This is a genomic window from Kribbella sp. NPDC031520, assembly GCF_055580825.1.
Window position 1 is genome coordinate 1,284,463 of record NZ_JBVIKS010000002.1, and the last position, 24,616, is coordinate 1,309,078.

General features: G+C 69.3%; 22 protein-coding genes. 7 read left to right on the top strand and 15 right to left on the bottom strand.

Going from position 1 to position 24,616, the window contains the following annotated elements:
- Positions 1–8: 8 nt before the first annotated feature.
- The 3 genes from ACZ5BU_RS14785 to ACZ5BU_RS14795 are packed head-to-tail and all read left to right on the top strand — an operon-like array spanning position 9 to position 3,035.
- A complete protein-coding gene (locus ACZ5BU_RS14785) occupies positions 9–518 on the top strand; it encodes a PadR family transcriptional regulator (protein ID WP_465699064.1) in 510 nt (169 codons plus the stop codon).
- On the top strand, positions 515–1,252 hold the full coding sequence (locus ACZ5BU_RS14790; protein ID WP_465699066.1) for an ABC transporter ATP-binding protein: 738 nt from the start codon (positions 515–517) through the stop codon (positions 1,250–1,252). The genes ACZ5BU_RS14785 and ACZ5BU_RS14790 overlap by 4 nt, the downstream gene beginning before the upstream one ends.
- Position 1,253: 1 nt before the next feature.
- Positions 1,254–3,035 carry an ABC transporter permease gene (locus ACZ5BU_RS14795; RefSeq protein ID WP_465699068.1) on the top strand — a complete coding sequence of 594 codons (1,782 nt, stop codon included), beginning with the start codon at positions 1,254–1,256 and terminating at the stop codon, positions 3,033–3,035.
- A gap of 10 nt (positions 3,036–3,045) precedes the next feature.
- Here the strand turns inward: ACZ5BU_RS14795 and ACZ5BU_RS14800 are convergent, their stop codons facing one another.
- The 8 genes from ACZ5BU_RS14800 to ACZ5BU_RS14835 form a co-directional block, all read right to left on the bottom strand.
- Positions 3,046–3,753 carry an SRPBCC family protein gene (locus ACZ5BU_RS14800; protein WP_465699070.1) on the bottom strand — a complete coding sequence of 236 codons (708 nt, stop codon included), beginning with the start codon at positions 3,751–3,753 and terminating at the stop codon, positions 3,046–3,048.
- Positions 3,750–4,604, bottom strand: a complete 855-nt coding sequence (locus ACZ5BU_RS14805) for an FAD binding domain-containing protein (RefSeq protein WP_465699072.1) — start codon at positions 4,602–4,604, stop codon at positions 3,750–3,752. The genes ACZ5BU_RS14800 and ACZ5BU_RS14805 overlap by 4 nt, the downstream gene beginning before the upstream one ends.
- The gene (locus ACZ5BU_RS14810) at positions 4,601–7,000 is read right to left on the bottom strand and encodes a xanthine dehydrogenase family protein molybdopterin-binding subunit (RefSeq protein WP_465699074.1); all 2,400 of its coding nucleotides are present in this window, start codon (positions 6,998–7,000) and stop codon (positions 4,601–4,603) included. The genes ACZ5BU_RS14805 and ACZ5BU_RS14810 overlap by 4 nt, the downstream gene beginning before the upstream one ends.
- A complete protein-coding gene (locus ACZ5BU_RS14815; protein ID WP_465699075.1) occupies positions 6,997–7,503 on the bottom strand; it encodes a (2Fe-2S)-binding protein in 507 nt (168 codons plus the stop codon). The genes ACZ5BU_RS14810 and ACZ5BU_RS14815 overlap by 4 nt, the downstream gene beginning before the upstream one ends.
- 92 nt (positions 7,504–7,595) lie before the next feature.
- On the bottom strand, positions 7,596–8,711 hold the full coding sequence (locus ACZ5BU_RS14820) for an XdhC family protein (RefSeq protein ID WP_465699077.1): 1,116 nt from the start codon (positions 8,709–8,711) through the stop codon (positions 7,596–7,598).
- The gene (locus ACZ5BU_RS14825) at positions 8,704–9,741 is read right to left on the bottom strand and encodes a vWA domain-containing protein (RefSeq protein WP_465699079.1); all 1,038 of its coding nucleotides are present in this window, start codon (positions 9,739–9,741) and stop codon (positions 8,704–8,706) included. The genes ACZ5BU_RS14820 and ACZ5BU_RS14825 overlap by 8 nt, the downstream gene beginning before the upstream one ends.
- 114 nt (positions 9,742–9,855) lie before the next feature.
- Positions 9,856–10,731, bottom strand: coding sequence for an AAA family ATPase (locus tag ACZ5BU_RS14830; RefSeq protein ID WP_465699080.1), 876 nt, complete (start codon positions 10,729–10,731; stop codon positions 9,856–9,858).
- A 106-nt stretch (positions 10,732–10,837) separates the two neighbouring features.
- Positions 10,838–11,452: a nucleotidyltransferase family protein gene (locus ACZ5BU_RS14835; RefSeq protein WP_465699082.1), complete on the bottom strand. Its 615-nt coding sequence runs from the start codon at positions 11,450–11,452 to the stop codon at positions 10,838–10,840.
- Between the two features lie 73 nt (positions 11,453–11,525).
- On the opposite strand from ACZ5BU_RS14835, the gene nadA reads away from it, so the two are divergent.
- Entirely contained in the window at positions 11,526–12,716 is a 1,191-nt protein-coding gene (gene nadA, locus ACZ5BU_RS14840; protein ID WP_465699084.1) for a quinolinate synthase NadA, read from the top strand.
- 8 nt (positions 12,717–12,724) lie between these two features.
- On the opposite strand, the gene ACZ5BU_RS14845 is transcribed toward nadA, so the two are convergent.
- From ACZ5BU_RS14845 to ACZ5BU_RS14865, 5 genes are read right to left on the bottom strand one after another with little or no spacing between them, the layout of a single operon-like run.
- Entirely contained in the window at positions 12,725–13,960 is a 1,236-nt protein-coding gene (locus ACZ5BU_RS14845) for a glycosyltransferase (protein WP_465699086.1), read from the bottom strand.
- Complete coding sequence (locus tag ACZ5BU_RS14850) at positions 13,960–14,376, bottom strand: FAD synthase family protein (protein WP_465699087.1); 417 nt, start codon at positions 14,374–14,376, stop codon at positions 13,960–13,962. The genes ACZ5BU_RS14845 and ACZ5BU_RS14850 overlap by 1 nt, the downstream gene beginning before the upstream one ends.
- Positions 14,373–15,098 carry a CDP-alcohol phosphatidyltransferase family protein gene (locus tag ACZ5BU_RS14855; protein ID WP_465699089.1) on the bottom strand — a complete coding sequence of 242 codons (726 nt, stop codon included), beginning with the start codon at positions 15,096–15,098 and terminating at the stop codon, positions 14,373–14,375. The genes ACZ5BU_RS14850 and ACZ5BU_RS14855 overlap by 4 nt, the downstream gene beginning before the upstream one ends.
- A gap of 13 nt (positions 15,099–15,111) precedes the next feature.
- Positions 15,112–15,552: an adenylyltransferase/cytidyltransferase family protein gene (locus tag ACZ5BU_RS14860; RefSeq protein ID WP_465699091.1), complete on the bottom strand. Its 441-nt coding sequence runs from the start codon at positions 15,550–15,552 to the stop codon at positions 15,112–15,114.
- Positions 15,553–15,607: 55 nt separating this feature from the next.
- The gene (locus ACZ5BU_RS14865; protein ID WP_465699093.1) at positions 15,608–16,831 is read right to left on the bottom strand and encodes a glycosyltransferase; all 1,224 of its coding nucleotides are present in this window, start codon (positions 16,829–16,831) and stop codon (positions 15,608–15,610) included.
- Between the two features lie 73 nt (positions 16,832–16,904).
- Here ACZ5BU_RS14865 and ACZ5BU_RS14870 point away from each other — a divergent pair, with 73 nt between their 5' ends.
- Together ACZ5BU_RS14870 and ACZ5BU_RS14875 are read left to right on the top strand one after the other, a co-directional pair.
- Positions 16,905–18,617, top strand: a complete 1,713-nt coding sequence (locus tag ACZ5BU_RS14870; protein WP_465699095.1) for a right-handed parallel beta-helix repeat-containing protein — start codon at positions 16,905–16,907, stop codon at positions 18,615–18,617.
- 172 nt (positions 18,618–18,789) lie between these two features.
- Positions 18,790–20,472 carry a right-handed parallel beta-helix repeat-containing protein gene (locus ACZ5BU_RS14875; protein ID WP_465699096.1) on the top strand — a complete coding sequence of 561 codons (1,683 nt, stop codon included), beginning with the start codon at positions 18,790–18,792 and terminating at the stop codon, positions 20,470–20,472.
- A 155-nt stretch (positions 20,473–20,627) separates the two neighbouring features.
- Here ACZ5BU_RS14875 and ACZ5BU_RS14880 read toward each other — a convergent pair whose 3' ends face one another.
- Together ACZ5BU_RS14880 and ACZ5BU_RS14885 are read right to left on the bottom strand one after the other, a co-directional pair.
- A complete protein-coding gene (locus ACZ5BU_RS14880; protein ID WP_465699098.1) occupies positions 20,628–22,004 on the bottom strand; it encodes a mannitol dehydrogenase family protein in 1,377 nt (458 codons plus the stop codon).
- Positions 22,001–23,002: a LacI family DNA-binding transcriptional regulator gene (locus ACZ5BU_RS14885; protein WP_465699100.1), complete on the bottom strand. Its 1,002-nt coding sequence runs from the start codon at positions 23,000–23,002 to the stop codon at positions 22,001–22,003. The genes ACZ5BU_RS14880 and ACZ5BU_RS14885 overlap by 4 nt, the downstream gene beginning before the upstream one ends.
- Before the next feature lie 173 nt (positions 23,003–23,175).
- On the opposite strand from ACZ5BU_RS14885, the gene uxaC reads away from it, so the two are divergent.
- Positions 23,176–24,588, top strand: a complete 1,413-nt coding sequence (gene uxaC, locus ACZ5BU_RS14890; RefSeq protein ID WP_465699102.1) for a glucuronate isomerase — start codon at positions 23,176–23,178, stop codon at positions 24,586–24,588.
- Positions 24,589–24,616: the final 28 nt, after the last annotated feature.

Sequence of the window (24,616 nt, forward strand, 5' to 3'; positions counted from 1 at the left end):
TCTGTCCGGTGCAGGACGCGGTACTGGCGATGCTCGCGAAGGAGCCGTCGCACGGATATCACCTGCGGGCGCGGCTGCGGCAGAGTCTCGGCCCGCTCGGCGACGCGATGAATCCCGGGCAGATCTACGTGACCCTCGCGCGGCTCGAGAAGGCTGGTCTGATTGTCTGCAATCCGGCCGAACACGCAGACCGCAAGGTGTACGAGCTCACCGCGACCGGACAGCAACGGGTCGGGGCCTGGCTCAGCGACGTCGGCGCGAAGCTCGACCTGCCGGAGTTCCACCTGAAGCTGGTCGTCGCCGCGGCCGCCCGGCTCGCCGACCCGGTACAGCTCGTCGCCGCGCAACGCCGCGAACTGCTGCGGAGCCTGCGGGAGGCGCAACACGCGGTACTTGCCGAACCGGCCGGCTCGACCGCCGCCGTCCTGCTCGAAGGCGTCGTACTGCGGTTGCAAGCCGATCTGCGCTGGCTGGACGTCTGCGAGCGCGCCTGGTCCAACGAATCCGAGGACGCATGAACGAGAGTGCCCTGGTTCAGGTCCGTGGTCTGACGAAGGAGCACGGTTCCGGCGCGAGCTGGGTCCGCGCGGTCGACCAACTGGACCTCGACATCCCCGAGGGACAGACGCTGGCGGTGATGGGCCCGAGCGGGTGCGGCAAGTCCACCTTGCTGCACCTGCTGGGCGGGCTGGAACGCCCCACGGCCGGAGAGGTCCGGGTGGCAGACCGTCGTACCGACACGCTCAGCGAGCGTGCGCTGGCGCGGCTCCGGCGCCGCTCGATCGGGTTCGTGTTCCAGGCCTTCCACCTGGTCGATGAGCTGACCGCGGCGGAAAACGTCGAGCTACCCGCGTTGCTCGCCGGTCGCTCACCGCGTGCGGCCCGGCGGCGCGCGGCGGAACTGCTCGACCGCGTCGGGCTGGACGACCGGGCCCGGCACCTGCCCTCCGAACTGTCCGGTGGTCAGCAGCAGCGGGTCGCGATCGCTCGCGCCCTCGCCAACGAACCACGGGTCGTACTCGCCGACGAGCCGACCGGCAATCTCGACACCGCGGCGACTCACGACGTACTGCGCATCTTCGCGGAACTGCGCACCGCCGGGCAGACGCTCGTGATCGTCACGCACGACGAACGGGTGGCGGCCACCGCGGACCGACTGATCTCGATGCGCGACGGGATGTTCGTCGACGACACCCAGCTGACCACGGCCGGCTCCGGACGGCTGAGCGGTTTGATCGGGCTGGACGGCTGAGGTGGGGTACGTCGTTCTCGTCGTACGTCTGGTGCTGGCCGACGTACGACGGCACAAGGCGCATGCCGCGATGCTCGTACTCGCGGTGACGGCGGCCGTCGCGACCCTCGATCTCGGGCTGTCGTTGCAGGGCGCGAGCGAGTCGCTCTACCGGCAGACCCGAGCCGCGACCGGAGGTCCGGACATCGTCGCGCTCTCGGGAGACACCGGGCCGGCGGTGACGGCGGCCCTGGCGTCGCTTGCCGACAATCCGGATGTCAACGATCACAACGGGCCGTACAAATTGGTGTACGCCGATCTGACCGCCCACGGCGCATCGTCCGGCGTCGTGGTGCAAGGGGCGAGTCGTACGCCGGGCGCCGTGAGCCGTCCGCTGCTCACCGCCGGCGAGTGGATCCGGCCCGGCGGCGCGGTCCTCGAACGCGGGCTCGCGACCGCGCTCCACGTACGGGTCGGCGACCGGGTCACCGTGGCCGGCCGCTCGTATCCGGTACTCGGCATCGCCGTGACCGCAGCGACCGCGATCTACCCGTGGGCCGCCGGGATCGGACCGCTCGGTGGGCCGAGTGACGCGACCGGTCTGGTGTGGATGACCGCGGCGGACGCCCGGACCGTGGCAGGCCGGGATCTGCCGGTGACGACGGCGATAGACCTCCGATTACGCGATCCCAACGCGACGAAGGCGTTCATCGCTGCACATCATGTAGACACCGCGCGGGTGACCATGCACTCGTGGCAATTCTTTGCTCAGCAGGACGCGGTGATCCTGCGTGGCACGCAGCCGATCCTCGTCATCGGCGGGTGGCTGCTCGGATTCCTCGCCGTCACTGGGATCGCTGCGCTGGCGACCGGACGCGCTGTCGAACAGACCCGGCGCGCGGGATTGCTGAAGGCGGTTGGTGCTACGCCCGCGTTGATCGGTGCTGTGTTGTTGACGGAGTTCCTGGCCTCGGCGTTGGTCGCCGATGGGCTCGGGCTGGTGGTGGCCCGTCTGCTCGAGCCGGCCATTGCGAATCCGACCGCAAGCCGGATCGGCGATGTCGTCGGGCCTGATGGGCGCACGCTTGTCGCTACAGCTGTCCTCGCGCTCGCCGTCGCGGTCCTGACTACATTGCTGCCGACCGTTCGCGCCATGCGCACTGCGACGGTGGCGGCGCTCACGAGCCGGGCGCAGCAGCCTCGTCACCGGCCCTGGTTGACTGCGCTGTCGGCCTTCCTGCCAACACCTCTTCTACTGGGGATCCGGCTGACCGTGCGTCGGCCCGGTCGCGCCGTACTGCACGCGTGCTCGACCGCTGCGACGCTGATCGGGATCACTGCGTTGCTGATGGGCTCTGTGCAACCTGTCAGGGGGTACGGGCCTGGGCCGTCGGCGTTGCCGAACATCCGGGAGGTGCAGAACCATCGGCTGCTGTTGGCGGTGACCGTTCTACTCGTCGCGCTGGCTCTGGTGAACACCGCCGCGATCACATGGATGCTGGCGATGGAGGCGCGGGTCAGCATGGCCGTCACGCAGGCGCTCGGGGCGACGCCTGGTCAGGTGTCGGCGGGGTTGTCGCTGGCGCAACTGCTGCCTGCGGTGCCTGGGGCGGTTGCCGGGGTGTACGTCGGCATCGCGCTGTTCGGGTTCTTCCACGCCGGCGGGCTGATGATGCCACCGTCGTGGCGGTTCGTCGCGGCGGCACTCGCGACGCTCGCGGTCACGACCGCGTTGACCGCAGTACCCGCACGACTCGCGGCCCGCCGGCCGATCGCACGCACGCTCAGTGCCGAGACGAGCTGACGACGGGGGCTCAGCGACGGAACAGCCGGCGGAGGACGAGGGCCAGTACTGCGCCGATCAGGTACGGCGCCGCGCGCTTGGCGAGCATTGGGAGCACCGTGCCGGCCAGGTCGAGGGCCACGGCCTCCGTCTCAGCCGATTCCTCGTACGACCTCACGCCTGCCGCCGGCGAGGCGGCCGGTTGCTCGGAGGTTGCCGCTGCCGCGGCGGGTTGTTCGCCGGTGGCAGACGGTGCGGCAGCTGGTTCCTCCGCGCCCGCAGCTCCGGCCGCGGGCTCGTTGAGTCTGGTTTTGAGGCAAGTAGTGAATTGCTCCAGGAGTTTGTCGGAGACCTCCTGGATCAGGCCGCGGCCGAACTGGGCGGGGCGACCGGTGATGGTGAGGTCGGTGTCTACGGTGACCTCGGTGGTGTTGCCGGACGTGCCGGTGAGGCGGGTGGTGACGCGGGCGGTCGCCGTACCGTTGCCGCGCCGGTCCTTGCCCTTGGCCTCGATCACGGCCGCATGGGTGGACTCGTCACGTTCGAGGAAGGTGCCGGTGCCGGAGTACTGCAGCGACACCGGCCCGAGCTTCACCTTGCACGTCCCGGTGAAGTCGTCGCCCTCGTACGACGTCAGGGTGGCGCCGGGGAAACAAGGCACCACCCGTTCGAGGTCGTTGAACGCGGCCCACGTCTCCTTCACCGGGGCCGGTACGACGAACTTGTGCTCCAGCTTCACGCCGTACCTGCCGCTGCTAACACCGCGCGCCGGGTCAGGACTGTCGCGAGGTGCCGGCGGTAGTCCGCGTCACCGTTGCCGTCGGACACCGGCGACGTACCGTCCGCGGCCCGCGCCGCCGCTTCCCGTACGGCGTCGGCGGTCGCGGGCTGCCCCACCAGGGCCGCCTCGACCGCCGTCGCCCGCACCGGGGTGGAGCCCATGTTCCCGAGCCCGACCCGCGCCTCCGCGATCCGGTTACCGTCCAGGCGTACCGCCGCCGCGACCGAGACGATCGACCAGGCCTGCGCGACCCGGCTGAACTTCTCGTAGTGCGCTCCCCACCCGGTGTACTTCGGTACCCGTACCTCGACGAGCAACTCGTCCTCGCCCAGCGCGGTGGTGAACACGCCCTGGAAGAACTCCGACGCCGGGACCGTCCGAGCACCGTCCGCACCCGCGATCACGAACGACGCGTCCAGCGCGACCGCGACGGCCGGCAGGTCCGCCGCCGGATCCGCGTGCGCCAGCGAACCGCCGAACGTGCCGCGATGCCGGATCTGCGGATCCCCGACCGTTGCCGTGGCCAACGAAATCAGCTTGGCGTGTTCGAGCACCAGCGGATCGGACTGGACCGTGCTGTGCGGCGTCATCGCACCGATCACCAGCGCGTCCCCGTCGTCGCGGATCCCGCGCAGATTGTCGATCTTCCTAATGTCGACAATCGTCTCGGGCGCGGCCAGCCGCAGCCGCAACGCCGGCATCAGGCTCTGCCCGCCCGCGAGTACCTTCGCGTCGGAGTGCTCACGCAGCAGCCCCAACGCCTCGTCGACCGTCGTCGGTGCGAAGTAGTCGAACGCCGCCGGAATCATGACTGGGCCTCCTTCTCCTGGGCGCCTTCCTGGATCGCTTTCCAGACCCGGTACGGCGTGCACGGCATCTGCACGTCCGTGACGCCCATCGGCCGGAGAGCGTCGACAATCGCATTGACGACAGCCGGCGTCGACGCGATCGTGCCCGCCTCTCCGACGCCCTTCACGCCGAGCTGGTTCGTGGTCGACGGCGTCTCGGTCCGCGCCGTCTCGAACGCCGGCAGATCAGGTGCCGCAGGCAACGTGTACTGGTCGAACGACCCGGTCACGAGCGTCCCGGAATCGTCGTGCACCGCCTCCTCGTAGAGCGCCTGCGCGATGCCCTGCGCGAGTCCGCCGTGTACCTGGCCTTCGACGATCATCGGGTTCACCACCACGCCGATGTCGTCCACGCAGACGTACGACCGTAGCTTCGTCGCGCCGGTCTCGGTGTCGACCTCGACCGCACACAGATGCGTACCGTGCGGGAACGAGAAGTCCTGCGGATCCAGCGTCGCGTCCGCGTCCAGCGACCCGTCACCGGCGCCCTCCAGTTTGTGTCCTTGGAAGACCGCGAACGCCAGCTCCGCCATCGTCATCCCGGCATCCGTACCGCGGACCCCGTACCGCCCGGCGGAGAACTCCAGGTCGTCCTCGTTCGCCTCCAGCAGCTGCGCCGCGATCGGCTTCGCCTTCTCGATCACCTTGTCGGCGGCCGCCAGTACCGCCATCCCACCGACCGCGAGCGAGCGCGATCCGTACGTGTCCAGCCCGCGGACGGCGACCTGCGTGTCACCGTGCAGTACTTCGACATCCTCGAACGCCACGCCCAGCCGGTCCGCGACCAGCTGACTCCAGGCGGTCTCATGTCCCTGCCCGTGCGGACTCGTCCCGGTCACCACCTCGACCTTCCCGGTCGGCAGCACCCGGATCGCCGCCTGCTCCCAACCACCACCGACGTACCCCATCGAACCGAGCCAGCGCGACGGCGCCAGGCCGCACATCTCGGTGAACGTCGACACGCCGATGCCGAGCTGCACCGGATCACCGGCGTCCCGGCGCTCGGCCTGCTCCTTGCGCAGGTCGTCGTACCGGAAGAGCTCGCGGGCCTTCGCGGTCGCGGCCTCGTAGTTGCCGGAGTCGTACCGCAGCCCGGAGACCGTCGAGAACGGGAACTCCTCGTGCTTGATCCAGTTCCGTTCGCGGATCTCGAGTGCGTCGACGCCGACCCGCGCGGCCAGCTCGTCCATCAGGCGTTCGATCGCGTACGTCGCCTCGGGCCGGCCGGCGCCGCGGTACGCGTCGGTCCACGTCTTGTTGGTGAAGACGTTCGTGATGCCGAGGTGGTACGCCGGGAACTTGTAGATGCCGTTGTACATGAACGCGCCGAGCAGCGGGATCGCCGACGTGACCAGACCGAGGTACGCACCCATGTCGGCGATCAGCTCGACCTTCAGCCCGGTGACCGTGCCGTCGGCGTTCGCGGCGAGCGTGAGCTGCTGCCACTGGTCGCGCCCGTGGTGTGCGGCCATCAACGACTCGGACCTGGTTTCGCAGTATTTACAGGGCTTTCCGGTACGGCGGGCCGCGATCACCGTGAGCACTTCCTCCGGGGTGAACTGCAGCTTGCCGCCGAAACCGCCGCCGACGTCCGGCGCGATCACCCGGATCTTGGTCTCCGGGATGCCGAGCACGAGCGCGATGAAGATCTTCACGAAATGCGGTACCTGCGTCGACGACCAGACCGTCATCTGCTCGGTCGTAGGATCGACGACAATCGAACGAGGTTCCATGAACGCCGGGATCAGCCGCTGCTGGCGGTACTCCCGCTCGATCACGATGCCGCCGTCGCGGGCGGCCGCGATCGCCGCCTCGACGTCGCCGCCGGTACCGGACTCGGCCGAGTCGTACGACCAGACCGCGGACACGTTCGTCCCGAGATCCGGATGCGCGAGTACTTCGTCGCGGGCCGCGGCCTTCAGTTCGAGGGCCGGTGTGAGTTCCTCGTAGTCGACGTCGACCAGGTCGGCGGCGTCGTTCGCCTCGGCCACCGAGCGGGCGATCACCATCGCGACGATCTCGCCGGCGAACGCGACCCGGTCGACCGCCATCGACGGGTGCGGCGGTGCCTTCTGGTCGGGTACGACGGCCCACGCGTTCGGCAGTGCGCCCTGCTCCTCGGCGATGTCGGCGCCGGTGATCACCGCCACGACACCCGGCGCCTCCTTCGCGGCGGAGGTGTCGATCGACGTGATCCGCGCGTGCGCGAACGGGCTCCGTACCATCGCGAGGTGCTGCATGCCGGGCAGCACGATGTTGTCGGTCCAGCGGGTCCGCCCGGTGATCAGCCGAGCGTCCTCTTTGCGTAGGCGGGCCTTGCCGACCTCGGCGGTGGGACGTGCTTCTGTAGTAGTCACCGCACACCTCCGGCCCCACCCGGCGCCGCACCCGGCCCACCGGCCGCGGTCGCTGCGTAGGCGCGTACTGCCTTGACGATGTTCTGGTAGCCGGTGCAACGGCACAGGTTGCCTTCGAGTCCGAGCCGGATGGCCTCATCGTCGGCATTCGGATTGTCGACAATCAGATCGATGGATTGCATGATCATCCCCGGTGTGCAGAAGCCGCACTGCAGGGCGTGGTTCTCGTGGAAGGCCTGCTGCATCGGATGCAACTGGCCGTCGGTAGCGAGTCCCTCGATCGTGGTGATCTCGTGGCCGTCGGCCTGTACCGCGAGCATCGCGCAGGACTTCACGCTCCGGCCGTCCAGGTGGACCGTGCAGGCGCCGCAGTTGCTGGTGTCGCAACCCACCACGGTGCCCGTCTTCCCCAGTTGCTCGCGCAGATAATGCACCAGCAGCGTGCGCGGCTCCACGTCGTCCGTGAAGCTGCTTCCGTCGACCTTGACCGTGATCCGGGTCATCGCCCCGCCTCCAGATGTCAGCTACCGCCGTACTTTCGATCCTGCTCCTGTTGTGTTCCCGCCCACAAGGCGCTGAGCCCCACCACACCCGCTCAGTGGTGGATCGGTCCCGCGGCCGCGGAAAGTCGTTGCCCGGCGCCACCCCAGCGCTGGGCGATGATCTCGGCGGCGATGCTCACCGCGGTCTCCTCCGGGGTTCGTGCGCCGAGGTCGAGGCCGATCGGGCTCGACAGCCGCGCGACCTCGGCCTCGCTCAAACCCGCCTCCCGCAAGCGTTTCAGCCGGTCGTCGTGGGTGCGCCGCGAGCCCATCGCGCCGATGTACGCGACCTGCGGCAGCCGCAGCGCGACCTCCAGCAGCGGTACGTCGAACTTCGGGTCGTGGGTCAGAACGCAGATCACCGTCCGGTCGTCGATCCGGCCGGCCGCGGCCTCACCGGACAGGTAGCGGTGCGGCCAGTCGACAATCACCTCGTCGGCGAAGGGGAAACGGGACGCCGTCGCGAACACCGCCCGCGCATCGCATACCGTCACTCGATAGCCGAGGAACGAGCCGAGTCGCGCAACCGCAGCTGCGAAGTCGATCGCGCCGAACACCAGCAAACGCGGCACGGGCGCGTACGACGACACGAAAACGCGCATCCCTTCACCACGGCGCTGTCCGTCCGGCCCGTACTCCAGCGTCTCGGTCCGGCCGTTCGCCAGCAGCCCTCGCGCATCGTCGACAATCGCATCGTCCGCACGTTCGGAGCCGACACTGCCCGCCTGCCCCTCGGGCCTGACGATCACGCGCCGTCCGATCCACTCCTGGTCCGGGTGCGCCACGACCGTCGCCACCGCGACCGGACGGCCTTCGGCGATGTCGGCCGCGACCTCCCCCAGCTCTGGGAACGTCGTCCGGTCGACCTTCTCCACGAAGACGTCGAGGATCCCACCGCACGTCAGCCCGACCGCGAACGCGGACTCGTCGCTGACGCCGTACCGCTGCAGCACCGGCTCGCCGGACTCGAGGATCTCCTCGCCGAGTTGGTAGACCGCGCCCTCGACGCAACCGCCCGACACGCTGCCGACCGCCTCCAGCCCGGGACCCACCAGCATCACCGCACCGGGTGGCCGCGGCGCCGACTGGAACGTCGCGACAACGGTGCCGACGGCAACGGATTCGCCGGCTTCCCACCAGGTCAGCAACCGGTCGAGCACGTCACGCATCGGCGACCACCTCCAGAAGTTCCGCGAAGCTGGCCAGGCTGTGCCCGGCGACGAGATCGTCCAGGTACGGAAGTACGGCGACGATCCCGGACTGCACCGGTTCGTACCCGCGCTTGCCGCGATGCGGGTTCAGCCAGACGACGCGGTGCGCCAGGCCGGCGAGGCGCTGCAGCTGCGCGCCGAGGAGTGCGGCGTCGCCGCGTTCCCAGCCGTCGCTGCACACGACGACGACCGCGCGTCGCGCCGTACCGCGTTGGCCCCAACGGTCCAGGAACACCTTCAGTACCTCGCCCAGGCGGGTGCCGCCCGACCAGTCCGGTACGACGTCCCCGGCCGCGCGCAGGGCGAGCTCCGGATCGCGGTGCCGCAGCGCCGGGGTCACCCGGGTGAGCCGCGTGCCGATTGTGAACACTTCGATTGTCGACAATCCTTGCTGGACCATCGTGTGCGCGAGCCGCAGCAGGCTGTCGGCGTACGGGCGCATCGAGCCGGAGACGTCGATCAGTACGACGACGCGCCGGGGGCGGACGCCACGGCGGCGGTAGTGCACGCGGGCCGGTTCGCCGACCTGACGGAGCTGGGCGCGGAGCGTGCGGCGCGGATCGATCTCGCCGCGGTGCGCGGGGCGCCGACGGTTGGCGCGACGGAGGGGCGCGCGCGGGTGCAGGGTGCCAAAGAGCCGGGACAGTTCGGCGCGGTCGATTGCAGACAATCCTGCGACGTCGCGGTGGCGGAGGACTTCCGTCGTACTCGCGGAGACGTTGAGGGTGCGGTCGCCCTCGGTGCCGTCGGTTCCGTCGTCGTCGGAGGAGTCGAGGGCGGCTTGGACGGAGGTTTGTGGGGTACGGCTCTGGACGACGCCGCGGGCGCGGTCGCCGGTGAACCACGCCGCGAAGACCTCGTCGTACCGAGCGGTGTCGTCAGGACCGCTGCAGAGCGCGGCGCGTCCCGCCCAGTAGACGTCCGCGGTCAACGTGGCGTCGAGCGACGCAACTGCTTGCAGAAAGAGCTGCACCCGGTCAGCAGTCACCGCAAGACCAGCATGCCGCAGCGCACTGCCAAACCCAGCCAACGCCAGATCCACAGCCGGCCCGGAGCGCGCGGACCCGGGACGAGAGGGCGCGGGAGTGGGAGTCATGTGCGGTCAGCTCGCCAGGAGGCGGTCTAGGGATTCGCGGACTCGGTCGGTGTCCTCGCGGTACTTGAGTACGGCGCCGAGGGTTGCGGCGGCGGTCTCCACGTCGAGGACGTCGGTGCCGAGTGCGTCGAGGGCGCGGGCCCAGTCGAGGGTCTCGGCGACGCCGGGTGGTTTGAGCAGGTCGAGGTCGCGCATCCGCTGGACGGAGCGGGTGACCTGTTCGGCGAGGCGGGCGGAGACCTCAGGTAGGCGGGTACGGACGATCTCGATCTCGCGGGCCAGGCCGGGATGGTCGATCCAGTGGTACAGGCAGCGGCGCTTGAGCGCGTCGTGCACCTCGCGGGTGCGGTTGGAGGTCAGTACGACGATCGGCGGTACGTTCGCGGCGACCGTACCGAGTTCGGGGATCGTCACCTCGTACGTCGACAGGACCTCGAGCAGGAACGCCTCGAACTCGTCGTCGGCGCGGTCGATCTCGTCGACCAGGAGTACGGCGGGGCTCTCGCGTAGGGCACGCAGTACCGGACGGGACAGCAGGAACCGCTCGTCGAACAGGCTCTTCTCGACCTCCTCGACGGCCGCGTCCGAGCTGGTCGCCTCGACGGTGCGCAGGTGCAGGATCTGGCGCGGGAAGTCCCAGTCGTACAGCGCCTGCGACGCGTCGATGCCTTCGTAGCACTGCAACCGGATCAGCTCGATGTCGAGCGCCTCGGCGATCGCCGCCGCCAGCGAGGTCTTGCCGGTACCGGGTTCACCCTCCAGCAGGAGTGGACGATGCAGGGCGAGCGCGAGATATCCGACCGTGGCCAAGCCCTCTCCGGCAAGGTATCCGGTCGCCCTCAGACGCTCGGCCAGCTCAGCCGCCGAGCCGACGGCATTCACTCCTTCAGCATTCACCTACTTCGCGACGTTGCCAACCCTGCCCCGGCGGGCCGATCGCCTTTCCGGAAACTATCCGGCGCCTGGCGACGAGAATGTTCCGGAAACCTCAGCGGTGCCCCGGCGGAAGCGAGTCAGCGGTGTCCACGTCCGTACCGTCGGCCACGTCGGCGCACTCGACCAGGTCGGCGCCGTGGGCACGCAAGTACGCCCGCGCACCTTCGTCGCCCCGCGCCGACGAGATCACCCCGTCCCAGTGCTCCCGCCCGATCACCACAGGATGTCCTGGCGCCCCTTCGTACGTCGCCCGCACCAGTGCCTGCGCACCGACGCCCCCCATCACCCGCTCCACGGCAGCCACCGTCAGCCCCGGCACATCCACCGTGACCACAACAACCGCGATTGGAGAGCCGGACGAGGCGTGGGAACGTAAGTGGGTCAGGCCCGCGCGGAGGGAGGCTCCCATGCCCTCCGGCCAGTCTGTTGCCTCGACTACCTCGACCGGCTCGGCGGTCAATGAAGCTCGGACTGTTTCGGCGGCGGCGCCTACTACGACGACAACTGGGTCGCAGCCGGCGGCAGTGAGGAGGCGGGCGGTGCGGACTACCCAGGGGGTGCCGGTCGGGTCGCGGATCAGGGCTTTCGGGGTACCCATGCGGCGGCCGGCGCCTGCCGCCAGGACCAAGCCTGCGACGGCGGCGTCCGGAGTACCGCGCTTCTTCACATCGGCAGCGTACTGATTTCACAGTCTGGGCAGTGACGTCCACCGCGCGGTGGACCGCGACACGCGTGGCACGATGTCTGACGTGACGACGATCGCAGACGGCTCGAAGTCCCTTCCGTTGCTGTTCCTCGGGCAGAACACCGACCCGCATTCGGAGCGCGGGGTCGAGTGCCCGGGTGCGCTCCCGCCGGCGTCCGACCCGGATCTGGTGGAGCGGGCGCTGAAGGCGAAGGCGGCTCTTGGTGACCAGGTGTTCGTGCTCGGGCACCACTACCAGCGCGACGAGGTGATCCAGTTCGCCGACGTCACCGGTGACTCGTTCAAGCTGGCCCGGGACGCGGCGGCCCGCCCGGACGCGCCGTACATCGTGTTCTGCGGCGTGCACTTCATGGCGGAGTCGGCCGACATCCTCACCAACGACCAGCAGACCGTGATCCTCCCGGACCTCGCGGCCGGGTGCTCGATGGCGGACATGGCCCGCATCCAGCAGGTCGAGGCGGCCTGGGACGCGCTCGCCGACGCGGGCGTCGCGGACGTCACCGTACCAGTCACGTACATGAACTCGAGCGCCGACATCAAGGCGTTCTGCGGCCGCCACGGTGGTGTCGTGTGTACGTCGAGCAACGCCGAGACCGCGCTGAACTGGGCGTTCGAGCAGGGCGAGAAGGTGCTGTTCCTCCCGGACCAGCACCTCGGCCGCAACACTGCCGTACTGCAGCTGGGCATGTCTCTCGACGACTGCGTGGTGTACGACCCGCACAAGCCTGGCGGCGGCCTTACGAAGGAGCAGCTGGCCGCGGCGAAGATGATCCTGTGGCGAGGCCACTGCTCGGTACACGGCCGGTTCACTGCCGAATCGGTCGACGACGTCCGTTCCCGCGTACCGGGCGTGAACGTGATCGTGCACCCCGAGTGCCGCCACGAGGTCGTCACGAAGGCCGACCAGGTGGGCTCCACGGAGTACATCATCAACGCCCTGGAAACGGCCGAGCCTGGTACGTCGTGGGCCGTCGGCACCGAGCTCAACCTGGTGCAGCGGCTCGCGAAGCAGCACACCGACAAGAACATCGTGTTCCTCGACAAGACGGTCTGCTACTGCGCCACGATGAACCGGATCGACCTCCCGCACTTCGTCTGGGCCCTCGAGAACCTGGTCGCCGGCCACGTCGTCAACCCGATCAAGGTCGACCCCGACACCGAGCACTACGCCAAGGTCGCCCTCAACCAAATGCTCGCCCTACCAGGCAAGACCGCAACCGACTGATCAGAGCGTCAGTCGGCAGTGACGCGTGCTGGGGTGTACCACTCGGCGAGTAGGTCCGGGAGGCGGTCGGGGCCCCAGCGGTCGACGGGGGTGATACGGCCGGTCAGGGTGGACAGGCCGCGGGCGAGTTCGCCGACGACGTCGCCGCGCCAGGGGACAGTGACGCCTTCGCCGGGGCCGACGATGACGGCAGGCCCGCCGCGGTCCACGCAGACGACCGGGCAGCCGGAGGCGAGGGCCTCGGTGACAGCCCAGCCGGCGGCCTCACGGAACGCGGGGGCGAGCAGGGCGTCCGCGCGGAACATCGCGGCCAGCACCTCCTCGCGCGGCAGCGCACCCATGAACTCGACCCGGTCGCGGACCCCCAACTGCCACGCGAGGCTCTCGGCGCGTCCCCAGTCGGGTCCGTCGCCGATGATGCGGAGCTCCCAATCGGACGCCTCCGGCCGGGCCAGTGCGCTGATCGCCAGCAGCACGCCCTTCCACGGGATCAGCCGACCGACGAACAGCGCCGTCTTCACCTTGGCGTTGAACGGCTCATAGGGCCCGGACGCAGTGAAGCGCCGGATCGCGACGTTCGGCTGGACGACGATCTGCCGCGCGTACGGCGCGAACGCCTCCGCGACATCGTTGTTCTGGGCAACCATCAGGTCCGCGGTCTGCGCCATCCGGCGGCCGGTCACGCGGCGCCGTACGCCGGTGTACACCCGCCGTACCAGCTCCCCCACCACGCCGCGCGGGCCGAGCCAGTGCGCCATCGACAGCGGCGCCGTCGTCGACCCGCCGACCGGGCCCCAGATCACCTTCGCGGACGACGGCTCGACCACGCCGGCGCCCATCCAGTCGACCGCGAACGTCAGGTGGTGGATCACGTCGAACGAATGCAACGCGTGCAGTTCCCGGGCCGTACGGCGGGCCAGCCCCTGCCACAGCGGGTAGTACCAGTACACGTCCGAAGGCCGGCGCCGGAGCCGGAGAATCCACCGCGGCAGCTCCAGCGGTACGACGGTCAGCCCGGGCACCGGCCGGGCCGCGAGCTCCTCGTGGATCTCGTGCACGAACTTGCCCCGGGTCAGCAGCCACACATCGTGGTCGCGCGCCGCGGCCTTCGCCCACGCCCACCCCGCGCCCGGCTCGGACCCGCCCGTCGGCCGGCAGGCGTACGCGCTCAGCAGCACCTTGGGGCGCACCCGAGGACCCTGCGCCGTCGGATCCTCGTACGCGCCCTCAGGCCGGCCAGGCATCAGCTCATCCCCTCCAGAAGCCTGCGCAGATCGGTGCTCGAGGTGGAGGCGGTGTACGGGAAGTAGTGCACCTGTGCGCCGACCTCACCCAGCAGCCGTTCCAGTCTGGTCCCCTTTTCGGTTCCCTTCCAGTCGTCCCCCTTGAAGAGGACGTCGTACCGCAGTTGCTGCCACATCTCGAACTTGTCGCTGGACCAGTCGCTGACCACCTCGTCGACCAGGTCGAGCGCTCGAATGACGTCCATCCGCTCCTGGTGCGGTACGACCGGCGGGCGGCCCTTGATCCGGGCCACGACGTCGTCCTCGACGACGCCGGCGATCAGGTGGTCGCAGTGCTCGCGGGCGCGGCGGAGGATGTTCAGGTGGCCGATGTGGAACATGTCGTACACCCCCGGGGCGTAGCCGACGACCGTCATGCCCGCACCCCCAGGACTGACATCTCGCGGTACCACTTCCCGACCGCGGCGACCAGGAAGAGCAGGTTCAGTACGAGCAGGGCGCCGTACAGCACGACGAAGACCGACGGGGCACCGAAGGCGAGGAAGACCAGGCAGAGTACGCCGTAGTCGGTCGGTGCGATGAGCAACGACTTGACCACGGAATCCCCACGCTCGTTGGGTTTCGCGGCCGCGCCGTGCCGCCGGCGCAGCTGGTCGATCAGGATCAGCCCGAAGAACAGCACCGACGACATGCAGACGTAGGCGAGCGGGACGAGCAGCACGAGGTGGTTGCCGAAGGCATCGAAGCGGTAGAACGAGATCAGTACGGCGCTGTGCAGCAGCACGATCTTCACCGCGTCGATCATGTGGTCCAGCCACTCCCCCAGCGGCGAGCCGCCGCCGCGCAGCCGCGCGAGCTGGCCGTCGGCGGAGTCCAGGCCGTACCCGAGGACGAGCAGCGCGGTGACCAGCAGCGCGACGCCGAGGGACGGGCGTACGGTTGCCACCAGCACGATCCCGACGAGCGAGCAGAACCCGGACGCCAGGCTGACCTGGTTCGGCGTCCGCCCGGCGAGGAACGCCGCGGCCGCGAACACCCGGCCGATCCGGCGGTTCACGAACCGCGAGTACGCCGGAGTACCGGCAGAGGGCTTCTGCGCCTGGGAGAGCCGCGCGACGGTGTCCCTCAGCGCGCTCATGCGACCGACACGCTCATGCGACCGAGCTGCGTGACTGCCGCTGGTCGATCGCGGCGCGCAGGATCGGGCTGCGGGAGGCCCGCCCGGCCGGCAGGACCGTGATCAGCCCGGCCGGGACCCCGGCCAGCTCGTCCACGCTCAGCACGCCGTCCGCGCCGCTGGCAGCGAACACGGTCTGCACGCCCAGTACGCCGGTCAGCCAGTCGGGCCGTACGTCGTCGACGGCAACGACCTCGTCGACGCAGCGCAGATGCTCGACGATCTGCGCCCGCTCGAGCAGCGGTACGAACGGCCGTCCGCCCCACGCGTCCAGCGCCCACTCATCGGACAGGACCGCCACCACCAGCCGGTCACAGAACTGGCGCGCGCGCTGGAGCACGTCGATGTGCCCGACGTGGAACAGGTCGAAGACCCCGGCGACGCATCCCGTGCGCGGCAAACTGCTTTCCCCCAACACGAACTCCTGCACTTCCTCTTGCCCGGCGCTGCCCCCTGCGCCTGGCGCGACTTTATACCCGGCGGGCACGACCCGCCCCGCGTCCCGTGAGCGACCGGCCGCGGGCGGCGTGCCGGGCGATCGCATCGGTGTAGATCCTTTCCGTGGCCACCAGGTCACGCTCCGGAGTGAAGCGTTCCAGGTAGACCGTACGGGCTCGTTCGCCGCAGGCTATCGAAGTGACGGGATCAGCCACCAACCCGATCGCCTTCCGCAGCGATTCCGGATCGCCGGGCTCGGTCAGCGCCCCGGTCTCCCCGTCGTCGACGAGCTCCGCCAGCGCTCCGAGCCGGGATGCGACCACCGGTACGCCGTGCGCGAAGGCCTCCACAACCACGAGTCCGAAGGTCTCATACGAACGGGCCGGTACGACGGCGACGCGCGCGGATCGGAGAACATCCATTCCGGCCGCCCAAGGTAGTTGACCGAGCACCTGAATCGACAGGTCTTTTCGAGCCCGTTCCTCGGCCGCCGCACGCAACGGGCCGTCGCCGACGACAACCAGCCGGCCGAGCAAGGAATCCCATGCCTGCAAGAGATCCGCGAACCCCTTGTCCTCGCTCAATCGCCCGAGAAACACCACCGCGTCCCCGGCGCCGGTCCTCGTTGCGCCTTCGTGCGGTACGGCGTGCGGCTTCACCACGAACCGGTCCGCGTCGAAGCCTGCCGTCACGTACCGGTCGCGGACGAAGCCTGACGGTACGACGAACGTGTCGACGTACCGCTGCCACGTGTGGAAGGTGTTGTGCACGCCGATGCTCGTCGCCAACGGCAACGTCTGCGCGCGCGACTCGCGGTAGCAACCGTGCCGCACCGCCGCGACCGGCAGCTTGCCGATGCAGGACTCGCACGGCCGGCCGTCGCGCTGCAGGACCGCGTTCGCGCACAGCAGGCGGAAGTTGTGCAGCGTCGCGACGACGGGGAGGTTCAGGCGGGACGCCGCGCGCAGTACGGAGGCGCTGAACAACGGGAAGGTGTTGTGTACGTGCACCACATCGGGCCGTTGCGCTTGCAATAGCTGCGTTAAATCGCGTTCCGCCGAAAATGACCAGACGGAGCGAAACGGTAACAGCGCGCGATCTTTTCGGTTCAGATTCGCGATGTCGTCGCTGTTTCGGGCGTACAGGTCGACGTCATGTCCTGAGTTACGCAACAAATCAATCGTTTGTGCGACAACCGTGTTCTCACCGCTGGGTTGACCGGTCCGGTAACGGTTGTGCAACATGGCGACCCGCATGGCACTACCTTAAGTCCTGTACTGATCGCATTTGGCTACACCTGGTCTCTCGCCTGTTCCCAGGAGAAGTGCATTGAGGAAGTTGTGGTCGGCGGCGCTGGTTGCCGGAGCGCTGACCGTCGTCGCGGTCGCGGTACCCGTGATCGCCAACGAGAACAAGGCAACGACGGCGGCGAAGTTCCAGGAGTCGGAGCAGGCTGCGGGACGGGTGCTGCCCTCGCACCGGCCGGGCAAGGCGTCTCCGACGGCGGCTCCGCGCCCAACCGAGCCGTCCGCGACCACTGGTACACCGTCGACGAAGCCGCGGCCGACGCGAAAGCCTGGGGCGACGACCACACCGACGACCGGCGCGACGAAGCCGGTCGGGCCTGAGCTTCCGAAGCCGCCGGCGGTCGACTCCGGCGAGGCCGGCCCGGCGGTCGCCGGACCGTGCAGCGGCGTGGTGATCAAGCCGGGCCAGGACGCCGCCGCGATCGTCAGCTCCAAGCCGGCCGGTACGACGTTCTGCTTCGCCGCCGGTGTCCACCGGATCAGCTCGACGATCCGCCCGAAGGCCAACCAGGTCCTCGCGAGCGCGCAGCGCGCCGTACTGACCGGATCCGTTCCGCTGAGCGGCTGGGCCCGCTCGGGGTCGGCGTGGGTGGCCCGCGGGGCGCTGCCGGCGGCGTACGGCAAGAGTGGTGAGTGCGAGGACAACAAGGCGAACATCTGCTACCTGCGGGAGCAGTTGTTCCTGGACGGTACGCATCTGACGCGGGTGGCGAGTGTGTCGGCGGTTCGAGCCGGCACGTTCTACGCCGACTACGCGGCGAACGCGATCTACCTCGGCAGCAACCCGGCCGGGCACGACGTCGAGATGTCGAAGACCGCGACGGCGATCGAGTCGAACGCCGGTGGCGTGGTCGTTCGCGGGTTGACGATCGAGCACTTCGCCAGCGCGCCGCAGGCCGGGGCGCTCGTGTCCGGGCCGGGCTGGAAGGTGACCGCGAACGACGTCTCGTGGAACCACGCGGTCGGCGTGATGCTCGTCGATGCCGACAAGACGATTGTCGACAAGAACCTGATCCACCACAACGGACAGCTCGGCCTCGGGCAGTACAGCTCGGCCGCGGCCGCCGTCACCCGGAACGTGATCAGCTCGAACAACACCGACGGGTTCTGGATCGCCGACTGGGAGTCCGGCGGGATCAAGTCCACCCGCTCGTCCGGGACCGTGAGCGGCAACCTGATCAGGTCGAACAAGGGCGTCGGGATGTGGGCCGACGTCGCCGACGACGGCCGGGTGATCTCCGACAATCAGATTGTCAACAATGCTGCGGACGGCATCCGGTACGAGATCAGCCGGAACGGCACCATCGAGGGGAACACCGTGACCGGCAACGGGTTCGGCACCGGGCGCGGATCGGGTACGTCGCTGTGGGACGGCGGCGGGATCAACGTCAACACGTCGACCGGCGTCACGATCAAGGGCAACCGGGTCTCGGGCAACGTCAACGGCGTCACGATCCAGTCGCGCACCCGTGGCAGCGGGCCGTGGGGCACGTACCTGCTGCGCGACATCCAGGTCAGCGGGAACGTCATCGAGATGACCGGCGGTACGGAGGCGACCGGCATGGTCCAGAACTCCGGCGCCGAGGTACCGGCCGGGGAGGTCGTGTTCACTGGCAACAAGTACGTACTCGACAGCCTCGGCACCCAGCGGTTCGCCCGGTTCGGCACAAAGCTGACCGCCGCCGGCTGGCGCGAAGCCGGCCTCGACAAAGTCGGCAGCTTCCTAGCGAACTGAGCCCCGCTCGTCGCCCACCCGCTCGTCGCCCGGCGGGGGCTTTCGCTTGCCTTTCGCAACATAATTGTGCGCTACGTATTGCCACGACTACGTGACGTAGGGGTAACCTGCGAAGCGAAGCCGCGCCATGGGGGGTGCGCTCAGGGCTACCTGTGCCACCGGAGGCTCCGCTATGAAACGAGCATTTCTGGCAGTAGTTGTCGTCGGCACCAGTCTGGTTGCCGTCGGCCCGCTACCCGCGAGCAGCACACCGCTCCGCACCAACCAGCCGCCCAGCGAGTCACAGCCCACGAGCGCGACACCGGGCGACGCGTGGGAGGGTGTCGGGGGGTTGCCCGAGGGTGAGCAGGGCGTGGCGACGCCGCCGCGGGATGGGTCGTTTCGGACCGGGCCTGTGCTTGCGCCGGCGTGTACTGGGGTCACGATCGGCACCACCGACGACGCGGCTGCGATCGTCGACCAGGCGCCCGCGGGTACGACGTTCTGCTTCACCGCCGGCCTGCACCGGATCAGCGAGCCGATCCACCCGAAGGCGAACCAGGTCCTGGCCAGCGACCGCGGCGCCGTCCTCACCGGCTCCGTCCGCCTGACCCGCTGGTCCCCGTCGAACACCACGTCAAACACCAGGTCGAGTGCCGGGATGAACCGCGCGTGGGTGACCACCGGGGTGCTACCGGCCGCGTACCCGCAGACCGGGCAGTGCGAGGACAACCAGGCGAACACCTGCTACCTCCGCGAGCAGGTGTTCCGCGACGGCAGGCACCTGACCCGGGTGGCATCCCGCGACAAGGTTGCCCCAGGCACCTTCTACGCCGACTACGCGGCGAACGCGGTCTACCTCGGCGATGCGCCGTACGGGCACGCGATCGAGATGTCCAGTACGCCGACCGCGATCGAGCCGGGCGGGAACAACGTGATCGTCCGCGGGTTGACGATCGAACACTTCGCCACTCCCCCGCAGGGCGGCGCGATCGTCCTCGGGCTGGGCTGGCACGTGTACGCGAACGACATCCGCTGGAACCACGCCGTCGGCGCGATGCTCATCAACGCCGACGGTGCCGCACTCGAGCAGAACCGGATCCACGACAACGGTCAGCTCGGCGTCGGGCAGTACAGCACGCTGAAAGCCACGATCAGCGCGAACGAGGTCAGCGGCAACAACACCGACGGCTTCTGGATCGCGGACTGGGAGTCCGGCGGGATCAAGACCACCTGGTCGAGCGGTGGTTCGGTGTGCGGCAACCTGATCGAGGACAACCGCGGCATCGGGTTGTGGAGCGACGCGTACGACGACAGCCGGACGTTTGCCAACAATCAGATTGTCGACAATGCGGCGGACGGGATCCGGTACGAGATCGGCCGCAACGGCGTGATCGAGGACAACGTGGTCAGCGGCAACGGCTTCGGTACCGGACGCGGATCGGGTACCTCGCTGTGGGACGGCGGCGGGATCAATGTGAACACGTCGTCCAACGTGCAGGTCCGCGACAACGTCGTGGCGAACAACGTGAACGGGATCGCGATCCAGTCCCGTACTCGCGGCTCCGGACCGTGGGGAACGAACGTGCTCCGCGACATCGTTGTCTCCGGCAACCAGGTGACGATGCGCGGCGGTACCGCGGCGACCGGCATGGTGCAGAACTCCGGCGCCGCGATCCCGGCCGGCGAGGTCACGCTGAACGGCAACACCTACGTACTGGACAGCCTGAGCGCCCAACGGTTCCAGAAGGCAGGCCAGTGGTACACCGCCAAACAGTGGCAAACCACCGGCCAGGACACCACCAGCTTCTTCACCCTCGGCAAAGCAGTCCTGGACGCCACCGGCATCCTCACCGTCCTCCCCACCACCAACTGACCCAGTAGCCGTCAGCCGAGGTCAGCGGTCGGCAGCTCGACAGGTAGTGCACCGACGAGACAGTGTACGCGCGGACGAGCTCACGCTCAGGTGTCCTACCCACCGGTGGACACCTCCTGTCGAGCTGCAGATCGCCCGCCCCGAAACACCGTCTGTCAGTGGGTGAGGCCGGTGACGTGGTTGATGAGGAGCTCGCGGAAGACGGTGGAGTCGTGGAGGTCGGGGGGGAAGATTGTGTCTACTGCCAGTAGGGCGTCGACCAGTTTGGTGGGGTCGGTGATGTTGGCTACTGCGGTTTGCAGGCGGGGGGCCTGGGGGTCGTCGAGGTCTGGGGTGCGGAGGACGTAGACCATCCAGGCGGCGACGGCGAGGGAGATCAGGTGTGGTTCGGCGCCGGCGGCGAGGCGGTCGCGGACGGTGCCGAGCATGCGGACGGGGAGTTTGACCGAGCCGTCCATGGCGACCTGGCGGGTACGGTGCTTGAGGGCCGGGTTCTCGAAGCGTTCGAGGACGGTCTCGCCGTACGCCGCTAGGTCGAGGCCGTCGGGTGGGGTCAGGGTCGGGATGACGTCCTCGGTCATCAGCCGGCGCGCGAGACCGCCAAGTTCCTCGTCGCGGACCGCCTCGGCGATCGTCTCGTACCCGCGCAGCGCGCCGAGGTACGCGAGCATCGAGTGGGTGGCGTTGAGCATCCGCAGCTTGGCCTGTTCCCACGGCGCCACGTCCGACGTGAGCACCGCCCCGCCGCGCTCCCACGCGGGACGGCCCCCGGCGAACTCGTCCTCGATCACCCATTGCAGGAACGGCTCCGCGACCACCACGGCCTCGTCCCGTACGCCGAGCATCCGCGCGGCCTCGTCGCGGTCGGCGTCGGTCGTCGCCGGGACGATCCGGTCGACCATGCTCGCCGGGAAACGCGTCCCCTCGAACGCCGGCGGCACCTTGCCGAGCGCCTCGAAGTAGTCGGTCACCAGCTTGCGCAGGAACGGGCCGTTGGCGACCAGATTGTCGCAAGAGAGGATTGTCAACGATTCGTCCCGGCGGGCGATCGCGGCGGCCAGTTGACCGACGACGGTGCGCGGCGGCCGGCCGGTCAGGTCGGCCTGGATCTCCGGGTCGTCGAGGTTGAGTCCGTCGCCCGCGGCCCGGTACCCCTTCTCGGTCACGGTCAGCGTCACCACCGACACCGCCGGGTCGGCGATCCGCGCGACCACCGCCTCCGGGTCCTCAGGTGCGGTGAGTACGTCGCGGATGCTGCCGATCACCTGGATCGACGGGTCGCCGAGCCCGCGTTCGAGGACGGAGTACAGGCCGTCCTGGGGTGCGAGCTGGTCGCGGACGGTGGTGGAGCGCTGGCTCACCCCGGCGATCCCCCACCGGGTCTCGCCGGTCGCGACCACCGCGCGTTCGGTGACGACGGCCTGATGGGCCCGGTGGAACGCGCCGATCCCGAGGTGCACGATCCCGACCGACAACGCCTTCGGGTCGACCGCGAGGGCGACGGGCAGATTGGTGAGACTCAGCCTGGTCAAGCTTTGGTTCCCTTCTGTGGTGCCGGTCCGGTCGAGTCCCGGACGATCAGTTCCCCGTGCAGGTTCCCGTGTGCTCCACGTGCGGCCTCCGGGTCCTCGAGCATCGCCAGCAGCAGTTCGACTGCGAGCCGGCCGGCCTCCTGCTTCGGCAGCCGGACCGTGGTCAGCGCCGGCCGGGCCATCCGCGACATCGCGATGTCGTCGACCCCGACCACGCTGAGGTCGCCGGGCACCGAGATGCCGCGGCTGTGCAGCCGGGCGAGCAGGCCGATCGCGACCAGGTCGTTGTACGCGACCACCGCCGTCGCGCCGGTCGCGACCACCTGGTCCGCGGCCGCCATTCCGCCTTCGTAGGTCGGGGCGAAGTTGCCAACCGGTGCGAGCTGGGCGCCGAGCGTCTCGACGGCGTTCCGGAGCCCGACGCCGCGGTGCTGGGTGGACCAGGACGAGGCCGGTCCGCCGACCCAAGCGATCCGGTAGTGGCCGAGGGCAACCAGATGGGCCACGGCCTGGCGCATGCCGTCCTCGTTGTCGTAGTTGATCCCCGGCAGGCCCTCGGCCGCGCGGTTGACGAGTACGACGGTGGTGTCCTGCGCGATGGCGGCGAGCTCGGCGTCACTGGCGCGGGGCGAACACAGGACGACGCCGTCGACCTGCTTGGACAAGGCCCGGACCAGGCCGGCCTCGGCGGCCGCGTCCTCGTCGGTGTCCGCGACGAAGACCGCGAGGTCGTGGCGGCGGGCGCGCGCCTGTACGCCTTTCGTGAGGCTGGCGAAGAACGGGTTGGCCAGATCCGGTACGACGAGTCCGATGGTCCCGGTCCGGCCGGTGATCAGACCGCGGGCGGCGCGGTTCGGCGCGTACCCGAGCTGCTCGACCGCCGCGGCCACACGAGCCCGAGTAGCGGCGTTCACCATCTCAGGCAGCGAGAGCGCCCGCGACACGGTGGACGGCGAAACGCCGGCCAACCGCGCCACATCCCGGATCGTCGCTGCCACACCCACCTCCACAGCCGCCGGCCCTGCCGGTGCCGGGCAAGGCGTGGGCGGGGGTTGGTCGTGCACCACTCTGCAATCGGTTGCGGTTTGTGTCAAGAACCCGTCTATTGTGCCAACAGTGCCTGCCTGCAATCCTTTGCAGTGCCGTTTCAGAACCGCTCATCGGAGGACAGATGCCGAAGGCTTTGCAGCCCCATCCGGACCGTGCCCTGCCGGCCGGTCCGGCCCGTGACGTCGCGCGCCGGATCCACGCCTCGACGAAGGACCTGCCGCTGCTCTGCCTGCACGGGCACGTCGACATCGGGCTGTTCGCCACCGACGCGCCGTTCGGCAACCCGGCCGAACTGCTGGTCGTCCCGGACCACTACGTGACCCGGATGCTGGTCTCCCAGGGCGTCTCCCCTGACAAGCTCGGCCTCCCTCGCCGGGACGGCAAGCAGTCCGCGGAGCCGCGGGAGATCTGGCGGGAGTTCTGCGCCAACTGGCACCTGTTCCTCGGTACGCCGAGCCGGTACTGGCTGGAGCACGAGTTCGCCGAGGTCCTCGGCCTGGACGTGCACCCGTCCGCGGAGGCCGCCGACGAGTTGTACGACCGGATCATGGCGCGGATCGCGGAGCCGGAATTCCGCCCGCGCGCGCTGCTCGACCGGTTCAACATCGAGCTGATCTCCACCACGGACGCGGCCACCGACGACCTCGCGCAGCACGCGAGCCTCGACAAGGACCTGCCCGGCCGCGTGATCCCGACGTTCCGCCCGGATGCCGTGGTCCATGTCGACCGGGACGGCTGGCCCGGCCTGATCGCGCAGCTCGGCAAGCTCGCCGACGTCGACACCACGACGTACGAGGGATTCCTGCAGGCGCTCCGGCGGCGCCGGCAAGACTTCATCGCCAAGGGTGCGCGCGCCACCGATCACGGTCACCTGAGCGCCGCCGCGACACCGCTCACCGACGCCGAGGCGGCCCGGATCTACGCCGGCGCGCTCAAGGGCGATGTGACGGCGGACGACGCCGCAGCGTTCGCGGGAAACATGTTGTTCCAGTTCGCGGTGATGTCGGCCGAGGACGGACTGGTCATGCAGCTGCACCCCGGCGTACTGCGGGACCACGACCCGGCGATCTTCACGACGTATGGCCCGGACCAGGGCCACGACATCCCGGTGCCGACCGAGTTCACCCGGTCGTTGCGCCCGCTGCTCGAGCGGTTCGGCCACGCCGAGGGGTTCCGGCTGGTGCTGTTCACCGTGGACGAGACGGTTTACAGCAGGGAGCTCGCGCCGCTCGCCGGTGTCTACCCGGCCGTACGGCTCGGGGCGCCGTGGTGGTTCCTGGACAGCCCGGACGGCATGCGCCGCTTCCGCGAACTCGTCACCGAGACGGCCGGTTTCTACAACATGTCAGGCTTCGTCGACGACACCCGCGCGTACCTGTCGATCCCCGCGCGGCACGACCTGGCCCGCCGAATCGACGCCGGCCACCTGGCGAACCTCGTCGTACAGCACCGCCTGGACGAGGACGACGCGCTGCGGGTCGCGAAGGCGCTCGCGTACGACCTCGCGAAGGACACGTACCTCTCGAGCAGGTAGTCTCACGCAATCTTCTGGAAGGGATTGC